Consider the following 17,254-nt stretch of genomic DNA (forward strand, 5'->3'; position numbering starts at 1 on the left):
TAAAAGGCCACTGATCTCCTTTCATCCAGTCAGCTCTCAGTCGTGACAGTCGAAGGCCTAGCCCCTCGTCCACCCCAGCTACAGCTCAACATGAAGGAAGATCTAGTATGGCTCCCAAGACCACTGTTGACTTGGTTTCCACTCTTGCCCGCCATTTCGCATTACAGCTCGACCTGAACTACCATACGCTCTCCCGCGACAAGTTTTCGGAGGAACTGTGCCTACTGGGCGAGGCCAGTTTCTTCCTCCGGCACGCTGGCGTTTCTGTTCCTGAGGTAGTTGACCATGTGCTGAACATCAGCTCGAAAAAGCTGAACTAGATCCTACAGACCTAGCACCCTCTGTGATGTAATTGGTACAGGCCAGTATCCATACCTGAACTAGCTCCACCGGAGCCCAACTTCAGAGAACGACCTGCCACCATGTCAAACAGCAATCCACACCTGCCCATCATACCACCCGGCGCCGGGCCCAAAACTCATGAGCCCTCGCCCAACGCCAGCAATAAGTTTGGGGACCACGCATGAACCTCACCCGCCCGCTCTTCGTCCGGATGAACAAGGTCCAGGAACTCTTTGGCGTCTCAGACGACCAAGTACGCATCTGGGCGCGTAAAAACCTTATAACAATCTTCAAACGGGGTCGAATGTCCTTCGTCCGGACTGAAGATCTCGCAAATGTGATCGAGGGTTTACCCCCTCAAGGTGTGGGGCAATCTGTGGGGTAACTATGTGAAGAAAAGCAAAAGCCCCATGAAAACATGGGGCTTTTTGCTCTAAAATGGTGCGGTCGAGAAGACTCGAACTTCCACTCCGGTTAAGGAACAGCGACCTCAACGCTGCGCGTCTACCAATTCCGCCACGACCGCACTGTCTTAGGCTTGGTGTAGCGGCGTATAGACCAGCGCGTCAGCGATGTGAAGCCGAAAATCAGCATTTCTGCCAGAATGTTCGCCGCCGCCCAACTACCCCTCAGCAAGGCGGAGATCTGGCGGAAGAGACACGTTCCCACGATGCCGTCTCGCGAAAATTGCCGCCAGTTAAGTGGCGGGTAGCAGACAATCTTCGGGCCTCTGGATACTTGTCCCGGAATCGGGATATTGACAGCATCACCCCGATGACAGCGGGGCATTCCAGGCGCAACAGGAAGGGCAGCAGCCATGGTTGAATGGATCACCGCAAACGGTCTGGTTGACTATGACGACGCGGTTGCCTTCATGGAAACCCGCGCCGCAGCAATTGCCACGGGCGAGGCCGATGAGTGCATCTGGCTGGTGGAGCATCCGCCACTTTATACCGCGGGCACGTCGGCCAAGCCCGCGGATCTGACCGACCCCGGTCGGTTTCCGGTGTTCAACAGCAAACGGGGCGGCCAATACACCTACCACGGCCCTGGCCAACGGGTGGTCTATGTGATGCTGAACGTTGGCCAACGCGGCCACGACGTGCGCCGGTTCGTGCAGCAGTTGGAGCACTGGGTGATCTCCGCACTCGAGGAGTTCAACATTCAAGGTCACATCCGGGACGGCCGGGTTGGCGTCTGGGTGGAACGGCCCGACAAGCCGCGCACGCTTCATGGGGCCCTCGCGGAAGACAAGATCGCCGCCATTGGTATTCGTCTGCGCAAGTGGGTCAGCTTCCACGGCATTTCGATCAACGTGGAGCCGGATCTGGAGCATTTTACGGGCATCGTTCCCTGCGGCATTTCCGAACACGGGGTCACCAGCCTGGTCGACCTGGGGCTGCCGGTAACGATGGCGGATGTGGACGTGGCGCTGCAGCGGAGCTTCGCGCAGGTCTTCGGCGAGACCTGATTTCGGACCGTTTCACCTCCGGGCGATCTGCGCCGCATATTGGTGCAAGTCGGCCCTACTGGCGCCCGCCCGCGCCCGGCATCTCACTCGCGCGAGGCGGCGGCACAGTCCTGAAGCGCCGTCAGAACCAGTTCGGGGAATGTGTAAAACAGCAACGCCCCCGCCTCCTGGCTGACGCAGAGCTGAGCGTTGCCCATGCCGCGCAGGGCTTCTCGCACCTGTGGCAGCGGCGCGACCCGATCGTCGCCGCCATGCACAAAGACCGCCCGCGTCCTGCGCGTCAACCCCATTTGGTCGAACCCGTGGCGTATCGCCCGCACATCGGCCAGACAACCGGCGCCACCTTGCTGCAGGAACAGATCCTGGTTCTGTTTCAGCAACGGCACCAGATCCAGCGTCGCCAGGCGGGCGCACTCCCGACTGCCGGGCACGGATTGGGCGCGCAGCGGGATGTCATGGCCGTACCAGCGCATTGCCGCCGACCAGCCCTTTAGAAGCATGGGCAGCATCCAAGGCGCACGGCCTGCGCACAGGGCCACCAGCCAGGCATAGCCCCGTATTCCGGTGAATTGGCGCGGCGAGCTGGCGTTGCAATTTGCGGCCACCGCCACCAGGCCGGGCACCCTAGGATGCAAACGGTTTGCCGCGATGCACCCAAACCGGGCCCCGGCCCGGTGGCTTAGCAGCACTGGTTGCTGCAAGCGTTCCTTGGCGATCAGCGCGTCCAGTTGCCGAACGCAGGCATCCGTGGGATTTTCGCCCGGCCCCACCGGGTCCGAACTGCCATAACCGCCGCGCATCGGCGCAAACACCCGAAACCCCAGCATCCTGAGCTGTGGTTGCAACCGCTGCAGCGGCGCAATTCCATCGAGAATTCCATGCAGGAAGATCACCGGCTGCCCGGTGTCCGCGCCAAGACGGAAATACTGGCTGCGCCGCCCGTTTCGGTCCACCAATGTTGACGCTGGCGGCAAGACTTCGCCGCGGGCGATCTTCAGATCGTGCACATGTTCGGTCACCAGAAACGCCGCAAGCCGCACCACCGCAGCCGGGTTGGGTGCGCCGATGCGTGCCGCCAGCCCGGCCAGCTCCCGCGCGTTGCCCGCGCCGCCTTCAAGGACGTCTGCCAGCGGCCCGAACTCTTGGGTTGTCAGGCCGAGCGCCGCCGCCACTGCCGCTACGGCCTCGCGGTGCCACTCCACCTCCAGCCGCTCCGCCATGACCGAACGCGCAGCGCCGCCGGATCGGGCCGTCAGCACCGGCCTGCACAGGATGTACTCGGCGGGAGACCGCGTTTCGAGCAGCAGCACCTCCTGCCCGGTGACCGCCCCCTGACGTACCTGCTCCAGGAAATTCCGCCAGCGGCCAACGGCCATGTCTGTCAGCTCCAACGCCGCCACAAGATCTGCACCCGCGGTCAGCTGCCGCGCCGCCCGCTGCGACGCATTCACCAGCCTGCCACCCCCCATCGCGTCCGCCAGAAGCCAGAACCGGTTGCAGGTTCCCTTGTAACTACCGGGATGCTGCCGATTGGCTTGCTGCCACTGGCCTTCGTGAATTTCGGCAGCCCGTGCGAAATGCGACTGCAGCAGCTGCGGCGCCCTGCCCCGCGCAGGAGCCGCCGCGATACCCGTCTGGAGCCTGACCGCCTGTTCCCCCGAAGGTGGCCGGAAAAACCGGTCGTACTGCTCAGGGCGGATCACCGTTTCATAAATAGCCGCAACGACCTGGTCCTGCGACAAGGCGTGCGCACGACACAAGAGCGTCACTCCTGCCCCTCCGAATGCACCATTCCGAACCAAAAAAGCAGCGCGCGACGTGCGCCTGCTGACTAAAGCCTTCTGGCCGTCCCAACAGGCCGATGGCCTGGCGGTTGATAGACGGTCGGATTTGCACCGCCCCGACACGGCACCCCCGCCGCAACAGCCGGGGTTTCACAGTGTCGCGCGCCCACGGCCCACCACATCACAACCATTTTGCGAACAGCTATGCGAACACTCGCCCAGTTTTCAACATTTATTTCAAATGATCGCTTTTGATCCCCGCCATCCCCTCTGCACCGCATTGACAAAATTGCCGCACAGAGGGGGCCTGCAAGACCGTGAAGGTCCTATGCCGCGTCCAGAGCCGCGCGGATCTGCTCAGCCTGACTGCTGATCGCGTCCTTGTCGCCCATCTGGCCCGGAGCCCGCAGGGAGACGCCTTCATGGCGTGGCAGAACGTGGACGTGCAGATGGAAGACCTCCTGCCCACCAGCGGCCTCATTGAACTGCTGCACAGTCACGCCATCCGCATCAAAGGCGATCATCACCGCCTGCGACACTTTCTGCACAGTCTGCATGACCGCCGCCAACTGCTCGGGGCTGGCGTCCAGCAGGTTTCGGCACGGGGTTTTTGGAATGACCAGCACGTGGCCATCCGCCCGCGGCATGATGTCCATGAAGGCCAGGGTCTGCGCATCCTCGTAAACACGGGTCGAGGGGATCTCCCCGCGCAGCAGCTTGGCAAAAATATTGTCGAAATCATAAGGCGCCATGGGCATCTCCTTCCAATCGCATCATTCTTACCCGGTTGTGGGCGTGCCGCTGGCGCAGGTCAAGCGCCAGCTGTGCGCGCTCAGACCGCCGCAGAGACGCCCCCCCCTGCGGCAATAAATCTTGATCCATATCAAACTCCGCCATTGAAGGCCCCCTCACGCCACACTAAAACCCCAAGGAATCCAGACCGCCCGGAGTCCGTCTCCTGGGGTCTTTCGTATTGCAGCAGGAGGCACCTAAATGGCAGACGCAGCCATTCATGGTCACGGCCACGAGGACGAGCGGAACTTCTTCACCCGCTGGTTCATGAGCACGAACCATAAGGATATCGGCATTCTTTACCTGATCGTCTCGGCGATTGCAGGTCTCATCTCTGTCATCTTCACCGTCTACATGCGGCTGGAGCTGATGGATCCCGGCGTTCAGTACATGTGCCTGGAGGGTGCGCGGCTGATCGCGGACGCCTCTGCGGAATGTACCCCCAACGGCCACCTGTGGAACGTGATGATCACCGCCCACGGCATCCTGATGATGTTCTTCGTGGTGATCCCGGCCCTGTTCGGCGGCTTTGGCAACTACTTCATGCCGCTGCAGATCGGCGCGCCGGACATGGCCTTCCCGCGGATGAACAACCTGTCGTTCTGGATGTATGTCGCGGGCACCTCGCTGGCGGTTCTGTCCGTGGTGTCACCGGGCGGCAATGACCAGCTGGGCTCCGGCGTGGGCTGGGTTCTGTACCCGCCGCTGTCGGTGAACGAAGGCGGCTACTCGATGGACCTGGCGATCTTTGCCGTGCACGTCTCGGGTGCGTCCTCGATCCTCGGCGCGATCAACATGATCACCACCTTCCTGAACATGCGCGCCCCCGGCATGACCCTGTTCAAGGTGCCGCTGTTCTCCTGGTCGATCTTCGTCACCTCCTGGCTGATCCTGCTGTCGCTGCCGGTGCTGGCCGGTGCCATCACCATGCTGCTGATGGACCGCAACTTCGGCTTCACCTTCTTTGACGCGGCCGGTGGCGGTGACCCGATCCTGTACCAGCACATCCTGTGGTTCTTCGGTCACCCGGAAGTGTACATCGTGATCCTGCCGGGCTTCGGCATCATCAGCCACGTCATCGCGACCTTCTCGCGCAAGCCGGTGTTTGGCTACCTGCCGATGGTCTGGGCGATCATTGCGATTGGTGTTCTGGGTTTCGTCGTCTGGGCGCACCACATGTACACCGTCGGCATGTCGCTGAACCAGCAGGCTTACTTCATGCTGGCCACCATGGTGATCGCGGTGCCTACCGGCGTGAAAGTGTTCTCCTGGATCGCCACGATGTGGGGCGGCTCGATCGAGTTCAAGGCGCCGATGATGTTCGCCTTCGGCTTCCTGTTCCTGTTCACCGTCGGCGGTGTGACCGGCGTTGTCCTGTCGCAGGCCGCGGTCGACCGTGCCTATCACGACACTTACTACGTGGTTGCGCACTTCCACTACGTGATGTCGCTGGGCGCTGTCTTCGCAATCTTCTCGGGCATCTACTTCTACTTCGGCAAGATGACCGGCCGTCAGTACAACGAACTGGGCGCCCAGATCCATTTCTGGATGTTCTTCATCGGTGCCAACCTGACGTTCTTCCCGCAGCACTTCCTGGGTCGTCAGGGCATGCCGCGCCGCTACATCGACTATCCCGAAGGCTTTGCCTACTGGAACAAGATCTCGTCCTATGGCGCGTTCCTGTCCTTTGCCTCGTTCCTGCTGTTCTTTGGCGTGGTGATCTATTCGCTGCTGCGCGGCGCCCGCGTCACACAGAACAACTACTGGAACGAGTACGCGGATACTCTGGAGTGGACCTTGCCCTCTCCGCCGCCGGAGCACACCTTTGAAATCCTGCCCAAGCAGGAAGACTGGGACCGCTCGCATTCGCACTAAGCGTCTGACGGACTGAAAACCAAAAGCCCCCGGCGCCTCACAGCTCCGGGGGCTTTTTTGAAGCCGCGTTTCCTACCCAGACCCACCGCTCCGACAGGCCCGACGATGCCCTACACCTGGATCCGCCCCTACGACGCCCCGACGGCAGAGCTGCATCTGTGGCCGCATCAATCGCTGCGCCCGCGCGGCTACGTGCGGTTCATCGGGACAACGGCGGCGCTGATCTGCATCCCGCTGCTCGCGTTTCTTGGAACCGCGCTGATGTGGGGGCTGTTGCCGTTTGCGGCGCTGGCACTGTTCGGCATGAAATGGGCCCTGGATCGCAATCGTCACGACCAACAGACCCTGGAGGTGCTGACCATTGATCCCGCAGAGGCCCGGCTGGAACGGACCAATCCCGACGGGGCGCAACAAAGCTGGTCCTGCAACCGCCACTGGGCGCGGGTCGAAATGCACGCGCATGATGGCCCGGTTCCGCATTATGTCACCCTGCGGGGCGGCGGCCGCGAGGTGGAGATTGGTGCTTTCCTCTCCGAGGCGGAGCGGATGACGCTATACGAGGACCTTCTGGCCGCATTCAGGCGCCGAAGCTGACACGAAAAGGGGCCCGCAATGGGCCCCGTCCGTTTCTTTCTGGTCAAAATACGCGCGCCGCAGACGCCGCGCGCCAGCACCGTTTGGCCCGGCTCTTGCCGTCAGCAGTCACCCTTGCTGCACAGCTGATCCTTGACCAGTGGGCCCGCTTTGCCAAAGTCCATCTGACCGGTGTATTTGGCCTTCAGCGCCCCCATAACCTTGCCCATGTCGCGAATCGACTCAGCGCCGGTTTCCGCCACGGCCTCTTTGATTGCGACCGAGACCTCGTCATCACTCAGCTGCTGCGGCAGAAACTCTTCTATGATGGCAATTTCGCCAAGCTCCCGCTCAGCCAGGTCCAGACGGCCGCCCTCCTCGTAGGCCCGCGCGCTTTCATTGCGCTGCTTGGTCATCTTGCCCAGAATCGCCAGAATTTCCGCGTCTCCGATGGTGGTTTCCTCACCATCCGCCCGTGCCGCAATCTCCCGATCCTTGATGGCGGCGTTGATCAGCCGTAGCGTGGCCAGCCGGTCGGCCGCCTTGTCTTTCATCGCTTGCTTCAGGGCCTGGTTGACCCGCGTGCGCGTATCCATTTGCAAAAGCATTCCCATGGTTGCCGAACACCGATGGTTAGCCATTCTGCGACGGCAGTGCAAGTTTAGCGTAAAATCTCCATTTACGCCGCCGCGTCACCCTGCCCCTGGCAGCAGGCTTGACCCGCCCCGGTACCGCCCTTACAAGCCCATGAATTTCACCCGCATGGAGACTCGCGCAATGGCCGCTTCCGCACCGACCAAGCCCACCGCCTGCCTGGCGCTCGCAGATGGCACCGTCTTTTACGGCACCGGTTTCGGCGCCACTGGCGAGGCTGTGGCCGAGCTGTGCTTCAACACCGCGATGACCGGCTATCAGGAGATCATGACAGATCCCTCCTATGCCGGACAGATCGTCACCTTCACCTTCCCCCATATCGGCAACACCGGCGTCACCCCCGAGGATGACGAAACCGCAGATCCGGTTGCCGCCGGCATGGTGGTGAAATGGGATCCGACGCTGGCCTCCAACTGGCGCGCGACGGAGGAGCTGAAGGCCTGGCTGACCCGCACCGGCCGCATCGCCATCGGCGGCGTCGACACCCGCCGGCTGACCCGCGCGATCCGCCAGCAAGGCGCGCCGCATGTCACCATTGCACATGATCCGGACGGCAACTTCGACGTCGAAGCGCTGGTGGCCAGGGCCCGCAACTGGGCGGGGCTGGAAGGCATGGATCTTGCCAAGGATGTGACCTGCGCCCAAAGCTACCGCTGGGACGAAATGCGGTGGGCCTGGCCGGACGGCTACCCGCGTCAGGACGCCCCCAAGCACAAGGTCGTTGCCATCGATTATGGCGCCAAGCGCAACATCCTGCGCTGCCTCGCCAGCGCCGGATGCGACGTGACCGTGCTGCCCGCCACCGCAACCGCCGAGGAAGTGCTGGCGCACAACCCCGATGGCGTGTTCCTGTCCAACGGCCCCGGTGATCCCGCGGCCACCGGTACATATGCGGTGCCGATGATCCAAGAGGTGCTGAAAGCCGACCTGCCGATTTTTGGCATCTGTCTCGGCCATCAGATGCTGGCGCTGGCCCTTGGCGCCAAGACCGTCAAGATGAACCACGGCCACCACGGCGCCAACCACCCCGTGAAGGAACATGCCACCGGCAAGGTCGAGATCACCTCGATGAACCACGGCTTTGCGGTGGATGCCCAAACCCTGCCCGAGGGCGTCGAGGAGACCCATGTGTCGCTGTTCGATGGCTCCAACTGCGGCATCCGCCTGTCTGGTCGCCCGGTCTATTCGGTGCAGCACCATCCGGAGGCCAGCCCGGGCCCGCAGGACAGCTTCTACCTGTTCGAACGCTTCGCCGAAGCGATGGCCCAGCGTGAAATGGCATAAAACGCACGTTAAATCAGACGCTTGTCGTCGTGGTTAAGGCTGCGTTTACCATTTGTTAAAGCCCCTTCCCCAGCCTGAACGCCTTGGTTCAGGTTGGTCGCGGGGTGACGATGAGCATCGTTTCGCATCCGCTGCGGTATCGTCGACCGCAGCGCGAAGACAAGGTTGGCGCCCCGACGGCGCCGCCGCCGGTATCAGGGGATGACCTGATAAAGGCGCTGGTGCTGCGCCAGCATCAAAAGGCCGAACTCGGCCGTGTTCTGATCGCCGAGGGGCTGGCCGACGAAGACCAAGTCCTGGCGGCGCTGTCACAGCAATACCGAATGCCGCGAACGGATCTGGGGGGCAGATCGCTGCGCCGCGGTTGCTGGCCGCCAAACCCGCCCGCTTCTGGCTGCGCCACGGCGCCCTGCCCTGGTTGCAGCTGGGGCAGACCGTGACCATCGCCATTGCCCACCCCGACCGCTTTGACCAGCTGCGCGAGGAACTGCGCGGCTGCTTTGACAGCATCACTCCGGTGTTGGCCAGCGAGCGCCAGATCACCGCGTTGCTGACCCGGCATTTCAGCCCGGCGATGGTGCGGCAGGCCAGTTGCTGTGTTCCGCAGCAGGTCAGTTGCCGCAACCTCAACTTGGCGCGCGGCAAGGCGCTGCTGATGTGCTGCCTGCTGCCAGCGACGCTTCTGTTCGCGGTAGCGCCGGCGGTAGCCTTTGCGGGGCTGTCGCTTGCCGCCCTGCTGTCCGTGCTGTTGTTTACCTTTCTGAAGCTCGGCGGACTGGCCAGCAGCCGGGCCGACCGCGATGCCCCTCCACCACGGCCAACCGCCGACAGAGACCCGCCGCCAAAGCCAGTGATTTCCGTCATGGTGCCGCTGTTCCGGGAGGCCGCGATCAGCCGCGCGTTGCTGCGGCGGCTGCAAAAGTTGACATATCCACGGGCCCTGACCGACATCATTCTGGTGCTGGAGGCCCACGACGATGTCACGCGCCGCGCGCTCGCTCGCATCCAGTTGCCGCCTTGGATCCGGGTGGTCGAAGTCCCCGCGTTTGGCGGGCTGACAACCAAGCCCAGAGCGATGAACTACGCGCTGAACTTTTGCCGGGGCGAGATTGTCGGCGTCTGGGACGCAGAAGATGCGCCGCAGGCCGACCAGCTGGAGACGGTCGCCCGCGCCTTCGCCACGGCGCCGCCGCAGACCGCGTGTTTTCAGGGAGTTCTGGACTACTACAACCCCGGAACCAACTGGATTGCGCGCTGTTTTACGCTGGAATACGGCAGCTGGTTCCGCATTGTTCTGCGCGGCATCGCCCGGCTGGGACTGGTGGTGCCGCTGGGAGGAACCACCATGTTCATCCGCCGCCAGGTGCTGGAGGAGCTGGGCGGCTGGGATGCCCACAACGTGACGGAAGACGCAGACCTCGGTGTGCGCCTGTATCGCGCGGGCTATCGGACCCAGATGCTGTCCAGCACCACCTATGAAGAGGCGAACTGCCTTCCCTGGCCCTGGGTCAAGCAACGCTCGCGCTGGCTGAAGGGGTTCATGATCACCTACCTGGTCCACATGCGTCAGCCAATGCGGCTTTTGGCGGAACTGGGCTGGCGGCGGTTTCTCGGGTTTCAGGCCTTTTTCATCGGCACCATCGGGCAATTCCTGTTTGCACCGATCCTGTGGTCATTCTGGCTGATTGCCCTGGGTCTGCCGCATCCGGGCGCCGGCGCGGTGCCGATGGAGGTGCTGAGGCTGGCAGCTGCGGCCCTGGTGTTTTTCGAACTCCTGGGGCTCATTCTTGGCATCGCTGCGGCCTTTGCCATGGGCCGCCCGTGGATGGCGCTGTGGGCCCCGACGATGATCCTGTACTTTCCCATGGGGGCGGTGGCCGTGGCCAAGGCGGCCTACGAGCTGCTGGCCTGCCCGTTTTTCTGGGACAAGACCGCCCATGGCATCAAGGCCCCCCCGAAGAAGCCGCCAAGGCTGCGCCGCTGGCTGCGGCTCAACCGCGGCCGCTGGCGTCCTGCTTCAGCCGGGTCATGAAGGCAATCGAGATGTGATCCTTCAGCGCCTGGCCCGCCGCGGTCTCATCCCGGCGGCTGATTGCGTCGACAATACCCTTGTGCTCCGACTGGGCGATCTCACTGCGACCCTCGGCCGCCAGCGAGGTGGTCGCCATCAACGCCATGGTGCGATGCACCAGATCCAGTTGCTGCACCAGATACCGGTTGTGCGAGGCGAGATGGATCTGCTCATGAAAACGGCGGTTGGCCTTGGACAGCGCCGCCGGATCGCCGATCAGCCGGTCATCGTCACTGACCATTTCCTGTAGCACCCGGATCTCTTCTTCGGTGGCGTGGCGTGCCGCCAGCTGGGCCGCCAACCCTTCCAGTTCGCGCCGCACGATGTACAGCTCTGCCATCTGGTTGTGGTCCAGCGACGCGACGATCAGCGACCGCCCGTCGCGCTCCAGCAACGATTGCGTCTCCAGCCGCTGCAGCGCCTCGCGGATCGGAGTGCGCGACACCCCGAAACGCTCCGCCAGATCGCTTTCAACCAGCCGATCGCCGGGTTTGTAGATCCCGCTGTCGATCGCTTCGAGGATCAACGCATAGGCATCTTTCTGGTTGCTGCGGCTCTGGCTCATCGTCTATCCCGTCCTGTGTGGTTTGCCAATCTCTACAGCCCGCGGCGCGGCATTCAACCCTGCGCCGCGCTCGGCGCCAAAAACCGGGGGGCAAACCATGCTTTTGATTGCAAACCGCCCAGTCCCGGCCTAGGGGAGACGTATGCCCAAACACCATTTCTCTCACGTCCGACAATGGGTGTTCGACCTCGACAACACCCTTTATCCGCCCGCGGCCCGACTGTTTGACCAGATCGAGGTCAAGATGACGGATTACGTGATGTCCGCACTAGGGGTTGATCAGGCCGAGGCCGACCGGCTGCGCAGCCAGTATTGGCGCGACCATGGCACCACCCTGGCCGGGCTGATGCGGGTACATGGGCTGGACCCCGTGCCCTATCTGGACGCGGTGCACGACATCTCGCTCGACCATCTGCTGCCGGACCCGGATCTGGCCTCTCATATAAACGATCTGCCGGGGACCAAGTACGTATATACCAACGGCTCCGCCCCTTATGCGGAACGGGTTCTTGCCGCACGCGGGTTGAGCGGCCTGTTTGATGGCATTTATGGGGTCGAACACGCCGATTACCACCCCAAGCCCGAGCGCCGCGCGTTTGACCGGGTGTTCGCCCGCGCGAATATCGACCCTGCAAACGCCGCCATGTTCGAGGATGATCCGCGCAACCTCTCTGCCCCGCATGACATGGGGATGCGCACCGTGCACGTGGCGCCGGAGGCCCTGGTCGCAGAGCATATCCATCATCACGCGGACGATCTGACCGGTTTTCTGGCCCGCCTGCTCTGACGCGCCAGCGGATGGCGGCACAATGTGGCCGACTGCGGCAAAATGTGCCTGTCTCATACATCGTCGGCTGCCTATATGCGCCGCAGAGACAGATCACCGGAGATGGTCCCATGCCTGCATATGCCCTGCCCCAACGCCTGCCGCTCTGGCAGCGCATCCTGTTTGCCATCCCGCTTCTGGGGCGCGTCCTGAAAGAGGTCGCCTATGGGCCAGAGGAGAATTTCTCCTACGCGCTGGCGACACTCGTCTGTCTGTGGGGATGTTCGATTCTGCTGTTCGGCCTGCCTGGTCTCTACATTCCGGCGCTGTGCTTTGTGCCGGTGATGTTCCTTCTGTTGCTCGGCATCACCCGCGGCTGAAGCCCGCAGCCCGGCGGTATCCGCTTGTGTTTGCGCCCCTTGCGGGCCTATCTCTGGCACCAGACACGGAGGGCAGACATATGGTCGAAACCTGCGACATCCTGATTTCGGGCGGCGGCATTGCCGGGCTGACTGCGGCCGTGGCCTTTGCCGCCAACGGCCACTCGGTAATCTGCACCGATCCTGCCCCGCCGGTGACGGAGCGCGACGCCGACGGATCCGACCTGCGCACCACCGCCTTCTTGCAGCCTGCGCAAGCTCTGCTGGCGCGCTGCGGGCTCTGGGCCCGGTTTGAAGCCTACGCAACGCCATTGCAGGTCATGCGCATCGTTGATGCCGGGGGGGCGCGGCCGACGCCGCGGGTGGTCAAGAATTTCAATGCGGCCGATATTTCCGGTCAGCCCTTTGGCTGGAACCTTCCCAACTGGCTGCTGCGGCGCGAACTGATCGCCCGGTTGGCCGAACTGCCAAACGCCAGCCTGCGGTTTGGCACCGGGACAGCAGACCTGTTCACCCGCACGGATGACGCGCGCGTCACACTCAGCGACGGCAGCCAGGTCTCGGCAAAATTGGTCGTCGCGTGCGACGGGCGCAATTCGCCCATGCGTGCAGCGGCGGGCATTCCGGTGAAAACAACACGCTATGGACAAAAGGCGCTGGCCTTTGCGGTGACCCATCCGGTGCCGCATGAGAACGTCTCAACCGAGATCCACCGCACCGGCGGGCCGTTCACCCTGGTGCCATTGCCCGATTACCAAGGGCAGCCTTCCTCTGCCGTTGTCTGGATGGAACGTGGTCCGCGTGCGCAGGAATTGCTGCGCCTGGAGCCGCGGGCCTTTGAGGCAGAGATGACCACGCGCAGCTGCGGACTGTATGGCGATCTGAAACTGGCCTCGCGCCGCACGATCTGGCCGATCATCAGCCAGTCGGCCCAGCGTCTGAATGGCGAGCGGCTGGCGCTTATGGCGGAAGCCGCGCATGTGGTTCCGCCAATCGGCGCCCAAGGTCTCAACATGTCGCTGGCCGATCTGCGGTGTTTGCTGGAGCTGGCAGAGGCCCGCCCGGACGGGCTGGGTGACGCTGCGATGCTGGCCGCCTACCACAAGGCCCGCCACAGCGACATCTTGCTGCGGGTGAAGGGCATCGACCTTTTGAACCGCACGTCAATGCTGGCGCCGCGGCCCTTGCGCGACTTGCGCGCGCTGGGTCTGAATGCGCTGTATTCACTGGCACCGGTGCGCCGGACGCTGATGCAGATGGGGCTGGGCGTGAAATAGAAAAGCGGCTTTCCCGATGGGAAAGCCGCTGCCGCCGACGGAGGTATTTTTGATACGGTGAAACGCCGGGGCGCTTACAGCACCTGATCCACCGCAGTTTTCAACCGCGCCAAGGTTGCCTCAACGTCATAGAGCTTGTCCAAGCCAAACAGGCCCAGCCGGAAGGTACGGAAATCGTCCGGTTCATCACATTGCAGCGGCACGCCTGCGGCAATCTGGGTGCCCAGCGCCAGGAATTTCTTGCCGTTCTGCACCTCCGGATCATTGGTGTAGCTCACCACCACCCCCGGCGCGCCAAAGCCCTCGGCAGCGACAGAGGTGATGCCCTTGGCCTTCAGCATGGAGCGCACGCCATCTCCCAGCGCCCATTGCGCCTCGCGCAGGCGCTCGAAGCCGTATTCCTTGGTTTCCAGCATGGTGTCGCGGAAATCCTTCAGCGCATCCGTGGGCATGGTGGCGTGATAGGCATGCGCCCCGTCTTCATAGGCCTTCATGATCGTACGCCACTGTTTCAGGTTCAGGGCGAAACTGTCCGAAGTGGTGTCCTCCAGCCGCGCCAGCGCGCGTTGCGAGAACATTACCAGACCGGCCGAGGGCGAGGCGCTCCAACCTTTTTGCGGGGCGGAGATCAGCACGTCGACGCCGGTGGCCTGCATGTCGATCCAGGCGCAGCCTGAGGCGATGCAATCCAGCACCATCAGCGCGCCAACCTCATGCGCGGCGGCCGCCATAGCCGTCACATAGTCATCAGGCAGGATCACGCCGGCAGCGGTTTCAACATGCGGCGCAAAGACGATGCCCGGCTTTTGCTCCCGGATCGCGGCCACCACATCGGCAATTGGCGCGGGCTCAAACGGCGACGCGGTCTCATTGCCGGTGCGACGGGCCTTCATCACGGTGGAAGACGCGGTCAGGCCGCCTGTTTCGAAAATCTGGCTCCAGCGGAAGGAGAACCAGCCATTGCGCACCACCAGCGCATCCGCGCCGCGGGCGAACTGGCGGGCCACGGCCTCCATCGCGTAGGTGCCGCCACCGGGCACCAGCGCCGCGGCTTCGGCCCTGTAGACCTCTTTCAGCATGTCGTTGATATCCAGCATGACCTGCTGAAACGTCTTGGACATATGGTTGAGCGAGCGGTCGGTGAAAACCACCGAGAATTCATCCAGACCCTCAGGGTCTACGGTGTCGAGCAATGCCATGTCGGCCTCCCATTCTGTTCTGCCCAAAGGGCTAGCCGCTGCCGCCCGGTTTGGCAAACCCTGCTTTTTGCTGTCTCAGCCCAGCGGTCCGGGGCGGCGTTCCTCGCTCAGCAAAACATTGGCGTCAACGCTGCCCACCCCCGGCAACGTCATCACCCGCCGTCGCAGCACCCGCTCAAAGTCTGAAATGTCGCGCGCCGCCACCCGCAGCCGGTAGTCATACATGCCCAGCACATGTTCCACCGTCTGCACCTCCGGGATCGCGGCAACGGCGCGTTCAAAGTCTTCCAGGCTGATGCGGCCCTTGGTGGCCAGCTTGACCCCCAGAAAAACGGTGACGCCAAACCCCAGCTTATCGCTGTCCAGATCCAACCGCCGACCTGCGATGATGCCCGCCTCCTGCAACCGCTTGATCCGCCGCCAAGTGGCAGGCTGGCTGAGCCCCAGCTGCCGCCCCAGCGCACCGGCCGACTGGCTGGCGTCGCGCGACAGCGCGCGCAACAGACCATAGTCGATGTCATCCAGCGCGGTCATACCGGCAGACCCTCGTCCGATTTCAGGCGCGCCACATGCATCAGCGCCTCGATGTCGGCGATATGTGGCAGGTTCAAAATGGCGGCGCGGTAGATCTGCTGGTAATGCGGCATGTCCCGCGCGATCACCGAGAGCCGCACATCGACCTGCCCAAGAAAGGTCTGGATTTCCAGAACTTCCGGAATATTGCGCGCACCGTCGATGAATTCGTCAAAGGCGCGCGGGTTGGTCTTGTCCAGTGTCACCCGCAGCGAGACCTCGACCTCATACCCCAGGGCGCGCCAGTCGATCACCGCACGCTGGCCCAGGATCACGCCGCCGTCGCGCAGCTTTTCCAGCCGGCGCGACAGCCGCGCAGGCGTAAGCCCCAGGCGTTCGGCCAGGTCCGGAATCGATTGCGCCGGATCAGCTTGCAGGTGGCGCAAAATGCGCCGGTCGAGATCATCTAGCATGTTTCCACTACTATCAGGGCAATTTACGAATGACTACGTCGAAAGTTCAGGCGATTTCATACCATACTGCAATCGCAATCCCACGCGAACGCCGTATGATGCCTTCAAACACATAACGAAAGGACGTGGATCATGCGCGTTTATTACGACCGCGATTGCGATGTGAACCTGATCAAGGACAAAAAAGTGGCCATTCTGGGCTATGGCTCCCAGGGCCACGCCCACGCGCTGAACCTGCGCGATTCCGGCGCCAAGAACCTTGTTGTTGCGCTGCGCGACGGCTCGGCCTCTGCCAAGAAAGCCGAAGCCGAAGGCCTGAAGGTCATGGGCATCGCCGAAGCAGCCGCCTGGTGCGACGTCATCATGTTCACCATGCCCGACGAGCTGCAGGCCGAGACCTACAAGAAATACGTCCACGACAACATCAAGCCCGGTGCCGCCATCGCATTCGCCCACGGCCTGAACGTGCACTTCGGCCTGATTGAGCCGAAAGAAGGCGTCGACGTCATCATGATGGCGCCCAAGGGCCCCGGCCACACCGTGCGCGGCGAATACACCAAAGGCGGCGGCGTGCCCTGCCTGGTGGCCGTGGACACCGACGCCACCGGCAAGGCGCTGGAAATCGGCCTGTCCTACTGCTCCGCCATCGGCGGCGGTCGTTCGGGCATCATCGAGACCAACTTCCGCGAAGAATGTGAAACCGACCTGTTCGGGGAGCAAGCCGTCCTCTGCGGTGGCCTGGTAGAGCTGATCCGCTGCGGCTTCGAGACCCTGGTCGAAGCTGGCTATGCGCCGGAAATGGCCTACTTCGAATGCCTGCACGAAGTGAAGCTGATCGTCGACCTGATCTATGAAGGCGGCATCGCCAACATGGACTATTCGATCTCCAACACGGCCGAATACGGTCAGTACGTCACCGGTCCGCGCATTCTGCAGTACGACGAGACCAAAGCCCGCATGAAGGCCGTCCTGGAAGACATCCAGCAGGGCAAGTTCGTGCGTGACTTCATGCTGGAAAACGCTGTTGGCCAGCCGACCCTGAAGGCGTCGCGTCGTGCCAACGATGAGCACCTGATCGAAGAGACCGGCGCCAAACTGCGTGGCATGATGCCCTGGATCTCGGCCGGCAAGATGGTCGACAAAGAGAAGAACTAAGGCGCCCGCGGGCAAGGCCCGCAGCCGTTTTCCTCTGCGGGGCGCTCCAACTTGGGGCGCCCTTTTCCCATCAGAACTAT

Annotated in this window: 17 protein-coding genes and 1 tRNA gene; 10 read left to right on the top strand and 8 right to left on the bottom strand. The window is 62.8% G+C overall.

Features of this window, described 5'->3' with window-relative positions; all coding sequences use genetic code 11:
- The first annotated feature begins 107 nt into the window (after positions 1-107).
- Positions 108-320, top strand: a complete 213-nt coding sequence (locus tag AC0IPL_RS17185) for a hypothetical protein (protein WP_474276076.1) — start codon at positions 108-110, stop codon at positions 318-320.
- Between the two features lie 461 nt (positions 321-781).
- On the opposite strand, the gene AC0IPL_RS17190 is transcribed toward AC0IPL_RS17185, so the two are convergent.
- A tRNA-Leu gene (locus tag AC0IPL_RS17190) sits at positions 782-868 on the bottom strand.
- Between the two features lie 291 nt (positions 869-1,159).
- On the opposite strand from AC0IPL_RS17190, the gene lipB reads away from it, so the two are divergent.
- Complete coding sequence (lipB, locus tag AC0IPL_RS17195; RefSeq protein ID WP_474276078.1) at positions 1,160-1,813, top strand: lipoyl(octanoyl) transferase LipB; 654 nt, start codon at positions 1,160-1,162, stop codon at positions 1,811-1,813.
- Between the two features lie 83 nt (positions 1,814-1,896).
- Here lipB and AC0IPL_RS17200 read toward each other — a convergent pair whose 3' ends face one another.
- Together AC0IPL_RS17200 and AC0IPL_RS17205 are read right to left on the bottom strand one after the other, a co-directional pair.
- Complete coding sequence (locus AC0IPL_RS17200; protein WP_474276080.1) at positions 1,897-3,582, bottom strand: alpha/beta fold hydrolase; 1,686 nt, start codon at positions 3,580-3,582, stop codon at positions 1,897-1,899.
- A 341-nt stretch (positions 3,583-3,923) separates the two neighbouring features.
- Positions 3,924-4,349, bottom strand: coding sequence for an HIT family protein (locus AC0IPL_RS17205; protein ID WP_474276082.1), 426 nt, complete (start codon positions 4,347-4,349; stop codon positions 3,924-3,926).
- A 241-nt stretch (positions 4,350-4,590) separates the two neighbouring features.
- Here AC0IPL_RS17205 and ctaD point away from each other — a divergent pair, with 241 nt between their 5' ends.
- Positions 4,591-6,264 carry a cytochrome c oxidase subunit I gene (gene ctaD / locus AC0IPL_RS17210; protein ID WP_474276085.1) on the top strand — a complete coding sequence of 558 codons (1,674 nt, stop codon included), beginning with the start codon at positions 4,591-4,593 and terminating at the stop codon, positions 6,262-6,264.
- Positions 6,265-6,369: 105 nt separating this feature from the next.
- Positions 6,370-6,858, top strand: coding sequence for a DUF2244 domain-containing protein (locus tag AC0IPL_RS17215; protein ID WP_474276087.1), 489 nt, complete (start codon positions 6,370-6,372; stop codon positions 6,856-6,858).
- A gap of 101 nt (positions 6,859-6,959) precedes the next feature.
- Here the strand turns inward: AC0IPL_RS17215 and AC0IPL_RS17220 are convergent, their stop codons facing one another.
- Positions 6,960-7,433, bottom strand: coding sequence for a GatB/YqeY domain-containing protein (locus tag AC0IPL_RS17220; RefSeq protein ID WP_474276089.1), 474 nt, complete (start codon positions 7,431-7,433; stop codon positions 6,960-6,962).
- Positions 7,434-7,614: 181 nt separating this feature from the next.
- On the opposite strand from AC0IPL_RS17220, the gene carA reads away from it, so the two are divergent.
- On the top strand, positions 7,615-8,775 hold the full coding sequence (gene carA, locus AC0IPL_RS17225) for a glutamine-hydrolyzing carbamoyl-phosphate synthase small subunit (protein ID WP_474276092.1): 1,161 nt from the start codon (positions 7,615-7,617) through the stop codon (positions 8,773-8,775).
- Between the two features lie 364 nt (positions 8,776-9,139).
- Positions 9,140-10,807, top strand: coding sequence for a glycosyltransferase (locus AC0IPL_RS17230; RefSeq protein WP_474276095.1), 1,668 nt, complete (start codon positions 9,140-9,142; stop codon positions 10,805-10,807).
- Here AC0IPL_RS17230 and AC0IPL_RS17235 read toward each other — a convergent pair.
- A complete protein-coding gene (locus tag AC0IPL_RS17235) occupies positions 10,767-11,411 on the bottom strand; it encodes a GntR family transcriptional regulator (RefSeq protein ID WP_474276098.1) in 645 nt (214 codons plus the stop codon). The genes AC0IPL_RS17230 and AC0IPL_RS17235 overlap by 41 nt on opposite strands.
- 142 nt (positions 11,412-11,553) lie before the next feature.
- On the opposite strand from AC0IPL_RS17235, the gene AC0IPL_RS17240 reads away from it, so the two are divergent.
- The 3 genes from AC0IPL_RS17240 (at position 11,554) to AC0IPL_RS17250 (ending at position 13,834) form a co-directional block, all read left to right on the top strand.
- The gene (locus tag AC0IPL_RS17240; protein WP_474276101.1) at positions 11,554-12,198 is read left to right on the top strand and encodes a pyrimidine 5'-nucleotidase; all 645 of its coding nucleotides are present in this window, start codon (positions 11,554-11,556) and stop codon (positions 12,196-12,198) included.
- 110 nt (positions 12,199-12,308) lie between these two features.
- A complete protein-coding gene (locus tag AC0IPL_RS17245; RefSeq protein WP_474276104.1) occupies positions 12,309-12,557 on the top strand; it encodes a hypothetical protein in 249 nt (82 codons plus the stop codon).
- A gap of 80 nt (positions 12,558-12,637) precedes the next feature.
- Positions 12,638-13,834 carry a UbiH/UbiF family hydroxylase gene (locus AC0IPL_RS17250; RefSeq protein ID WP_474276107.1) on the top strand — a complete coding sequence of 399 codons (1,197 nt, stop codon included), beginning with the start codon at positions 12,638-12,640 and terminating at the stop codon, positions 13,832-13,834.
- A gap of 74 nt (positions 13,835-13,908) precedes the next feature.
- On the opposite strand, the gene AC0IPL_RS17255 is transcribed toward AC0IPL_RS17250, so the two are convergent.
- The 3 genes from AC0IPL_RS17255 to AC0IPL_RS17265 form a co-directional block, all read right to left on the bottom strand.
- On the bottom strand, positions 13,909-15,033 hold the full coding sequence (locus AC0IPL_RS17255) for an aminotransferase class V-fold PLP-dependent enzyme (protein ID WP_474276109.1): 1,125 nt from the start codon (positions 15,031-15,033) through the stop codon (positions 13,909-13,911).
- A gap of 75 nt (positions 15,034-15,108) precedes the next feature.
- Complete coding sequence (locus tag AC0IPL_RS17260) at positions 15,109-15,567, bottom strand: Lrp/AsnC family transcriptional regulator (protein WP_474276112.1); 459 nt, start codon at positions 15,565-15,567, stop codon at positions 15,109-15,111.
- Positions 15,564-16,019 (bottom strand): Lrp/AsnC family transcriptional regulator, encoded by a 456-nt coding sequence (locus tag AC0IPL_RS17265; RefSeq protein WP_474276115.1) that lies wholly within the window; start codon positions 16,017-16,019, stop codon positions 15,564-15,566. Before AC0IPL_RS17265 ends, AC0IPL_RS17260 begins: the two co-directional genes overlap by 4 nt.
- 132 nt (positions 16,020-16,151) lie before the next feature.
- Here AC0IPL_RS17265 and ilvC point away from each other — a divergent pair, with 132 nt between their 5' ends.
- Positions 16,152-17,174 carry a ketol-acid reductoisomerase gene (gene ilvC / locus AC0IPL_RS17270; protein ID WP_474276117.1) on the top strand — a complete coding sequence of 341 codons (1,023 nt, stop codon included), beginning with the start codon at positions 16,152-16,154 and terminating at the stop codon, positions 17,172-17,174.
- Positions 17,175-17,254 lie beyond the last annotated feature (80 nt).

This window comes from Leisingera sp. SA32, from assembly GCF_056033425.1.

What these genes read in the sequence shown, in the direction of transcription:
- AC0IPL_RS17185 (WP_474276076.1), top strand. Translation starts at nt 108, where the DNA reads ATGGCTCCCAAGACCACTGTTGACTTGGTTTCCACTCTTGCCCGCCAT.
- lipB (WP_474276078.1), top strand. Translation starts at nt 1,160, where the DNA reads ATGGTTGAATGGATCACCGCAAACGGTCTGGTTGACTATGACGACGCG.
- AC0IPL_RS17205 (WP_474276082.1), bottom strand. Translation starts at nt 4,349, where the DNA reads ATGGCGCCTTATGATTTCGACAATATTTTTGCCAAGCTGCTGCGCGGG.
- ctaD (WP_474276085.1), top strand. Translation starts at nt 4,591, where the DNA reads ATGGCAGACGCAGCCATTCATGGTCACGGCCACGAGGACGAGCGGAAC.
- AC0IPL_RS17215 (WP_474276087.1), top strand. Translation starts at nt 6,370, where the DNA reads ATGCCCTACACCTGGATCCGCCCCTACGACGCCCCGACGGCAGAGCTG.
- AC0IPL_RS17220 (WP_474276089.1), bottom strand. Translation starts at nt 7,433, where the DNA reads ATGGATACGCGCACGCGGGTCAACCAGGCCCTGAAGCAAGCGATGAAA.
- carA (WP_474276092.1), top strand. Translation starts at nt 7,615, where the DNA reads ATGGCCGCTTCCGCACCGACCAAGCCCACCGCCTGCCTGGCGCTCGCA.
- AC0IPL_RS17235 (WP_474276098.1), bottom strand. Translation starts at nt 11,411, where the DNA reads ATGAGCCAGAGCCGCAGCAACCAGAAAGATGCCTATGCGTTGATCCTC.
- AC0IPL_RS17240 (WP_474276101.1), top strand. Translation starts at nt 11,554, where the DNA reads ATGCCCAAACACCATTTCTCTCACGTCCGACAATGGGTGTTCGACCTC.
- AC0IPL_RS17245 (WP_474276104.1), top strand. Translation starts at nt 12,309, where the DNA reads ATGCCTGCATATGCCCTGCCCCAACGCCTGCCGCTCTGGCAGCGCATC.
- AC0IPL_RS17250 (WP_474276107.1), top strand. Translation starts at nt 12,638, where the DNA reads ATGGTCGAAACCTGCGACATCCTGATTTCGGGCGGCGGCATTGCCGGG.
- AC0IPL_RS17255 (WP_474276109.1), bottom strand. Translation starts at nt 15,033, where the DNA reads ATGGCATTGCTCGACACCGTAGACCCTGAGGGTCTGGATGAATTCTCG.
- AC0IPL_RS17260 (WP_474276112.1), bottom strand. Translation starts at nt 15,567, where the DNA reads ATGACCGCGCTGGATGACATCGACTATGGTCTGTTGCGCGCGCTGTCG.
- AC0IPL_RS17265 (WP_474276115.1), bottom strand. Translation starts at nt 16,019, where the DNA reads ATGCTAGATGATCTCGACCGGCGCATTTTGCGCCACCTGCAAGCTGAT.
- ilvC (WP_474276117.1), top strand. Translation starts at nt 16,152, where the DNA reads ATGCGCGTTTATTACGACCGCGATTGCGATGTGAACCTGATCAAGGAC.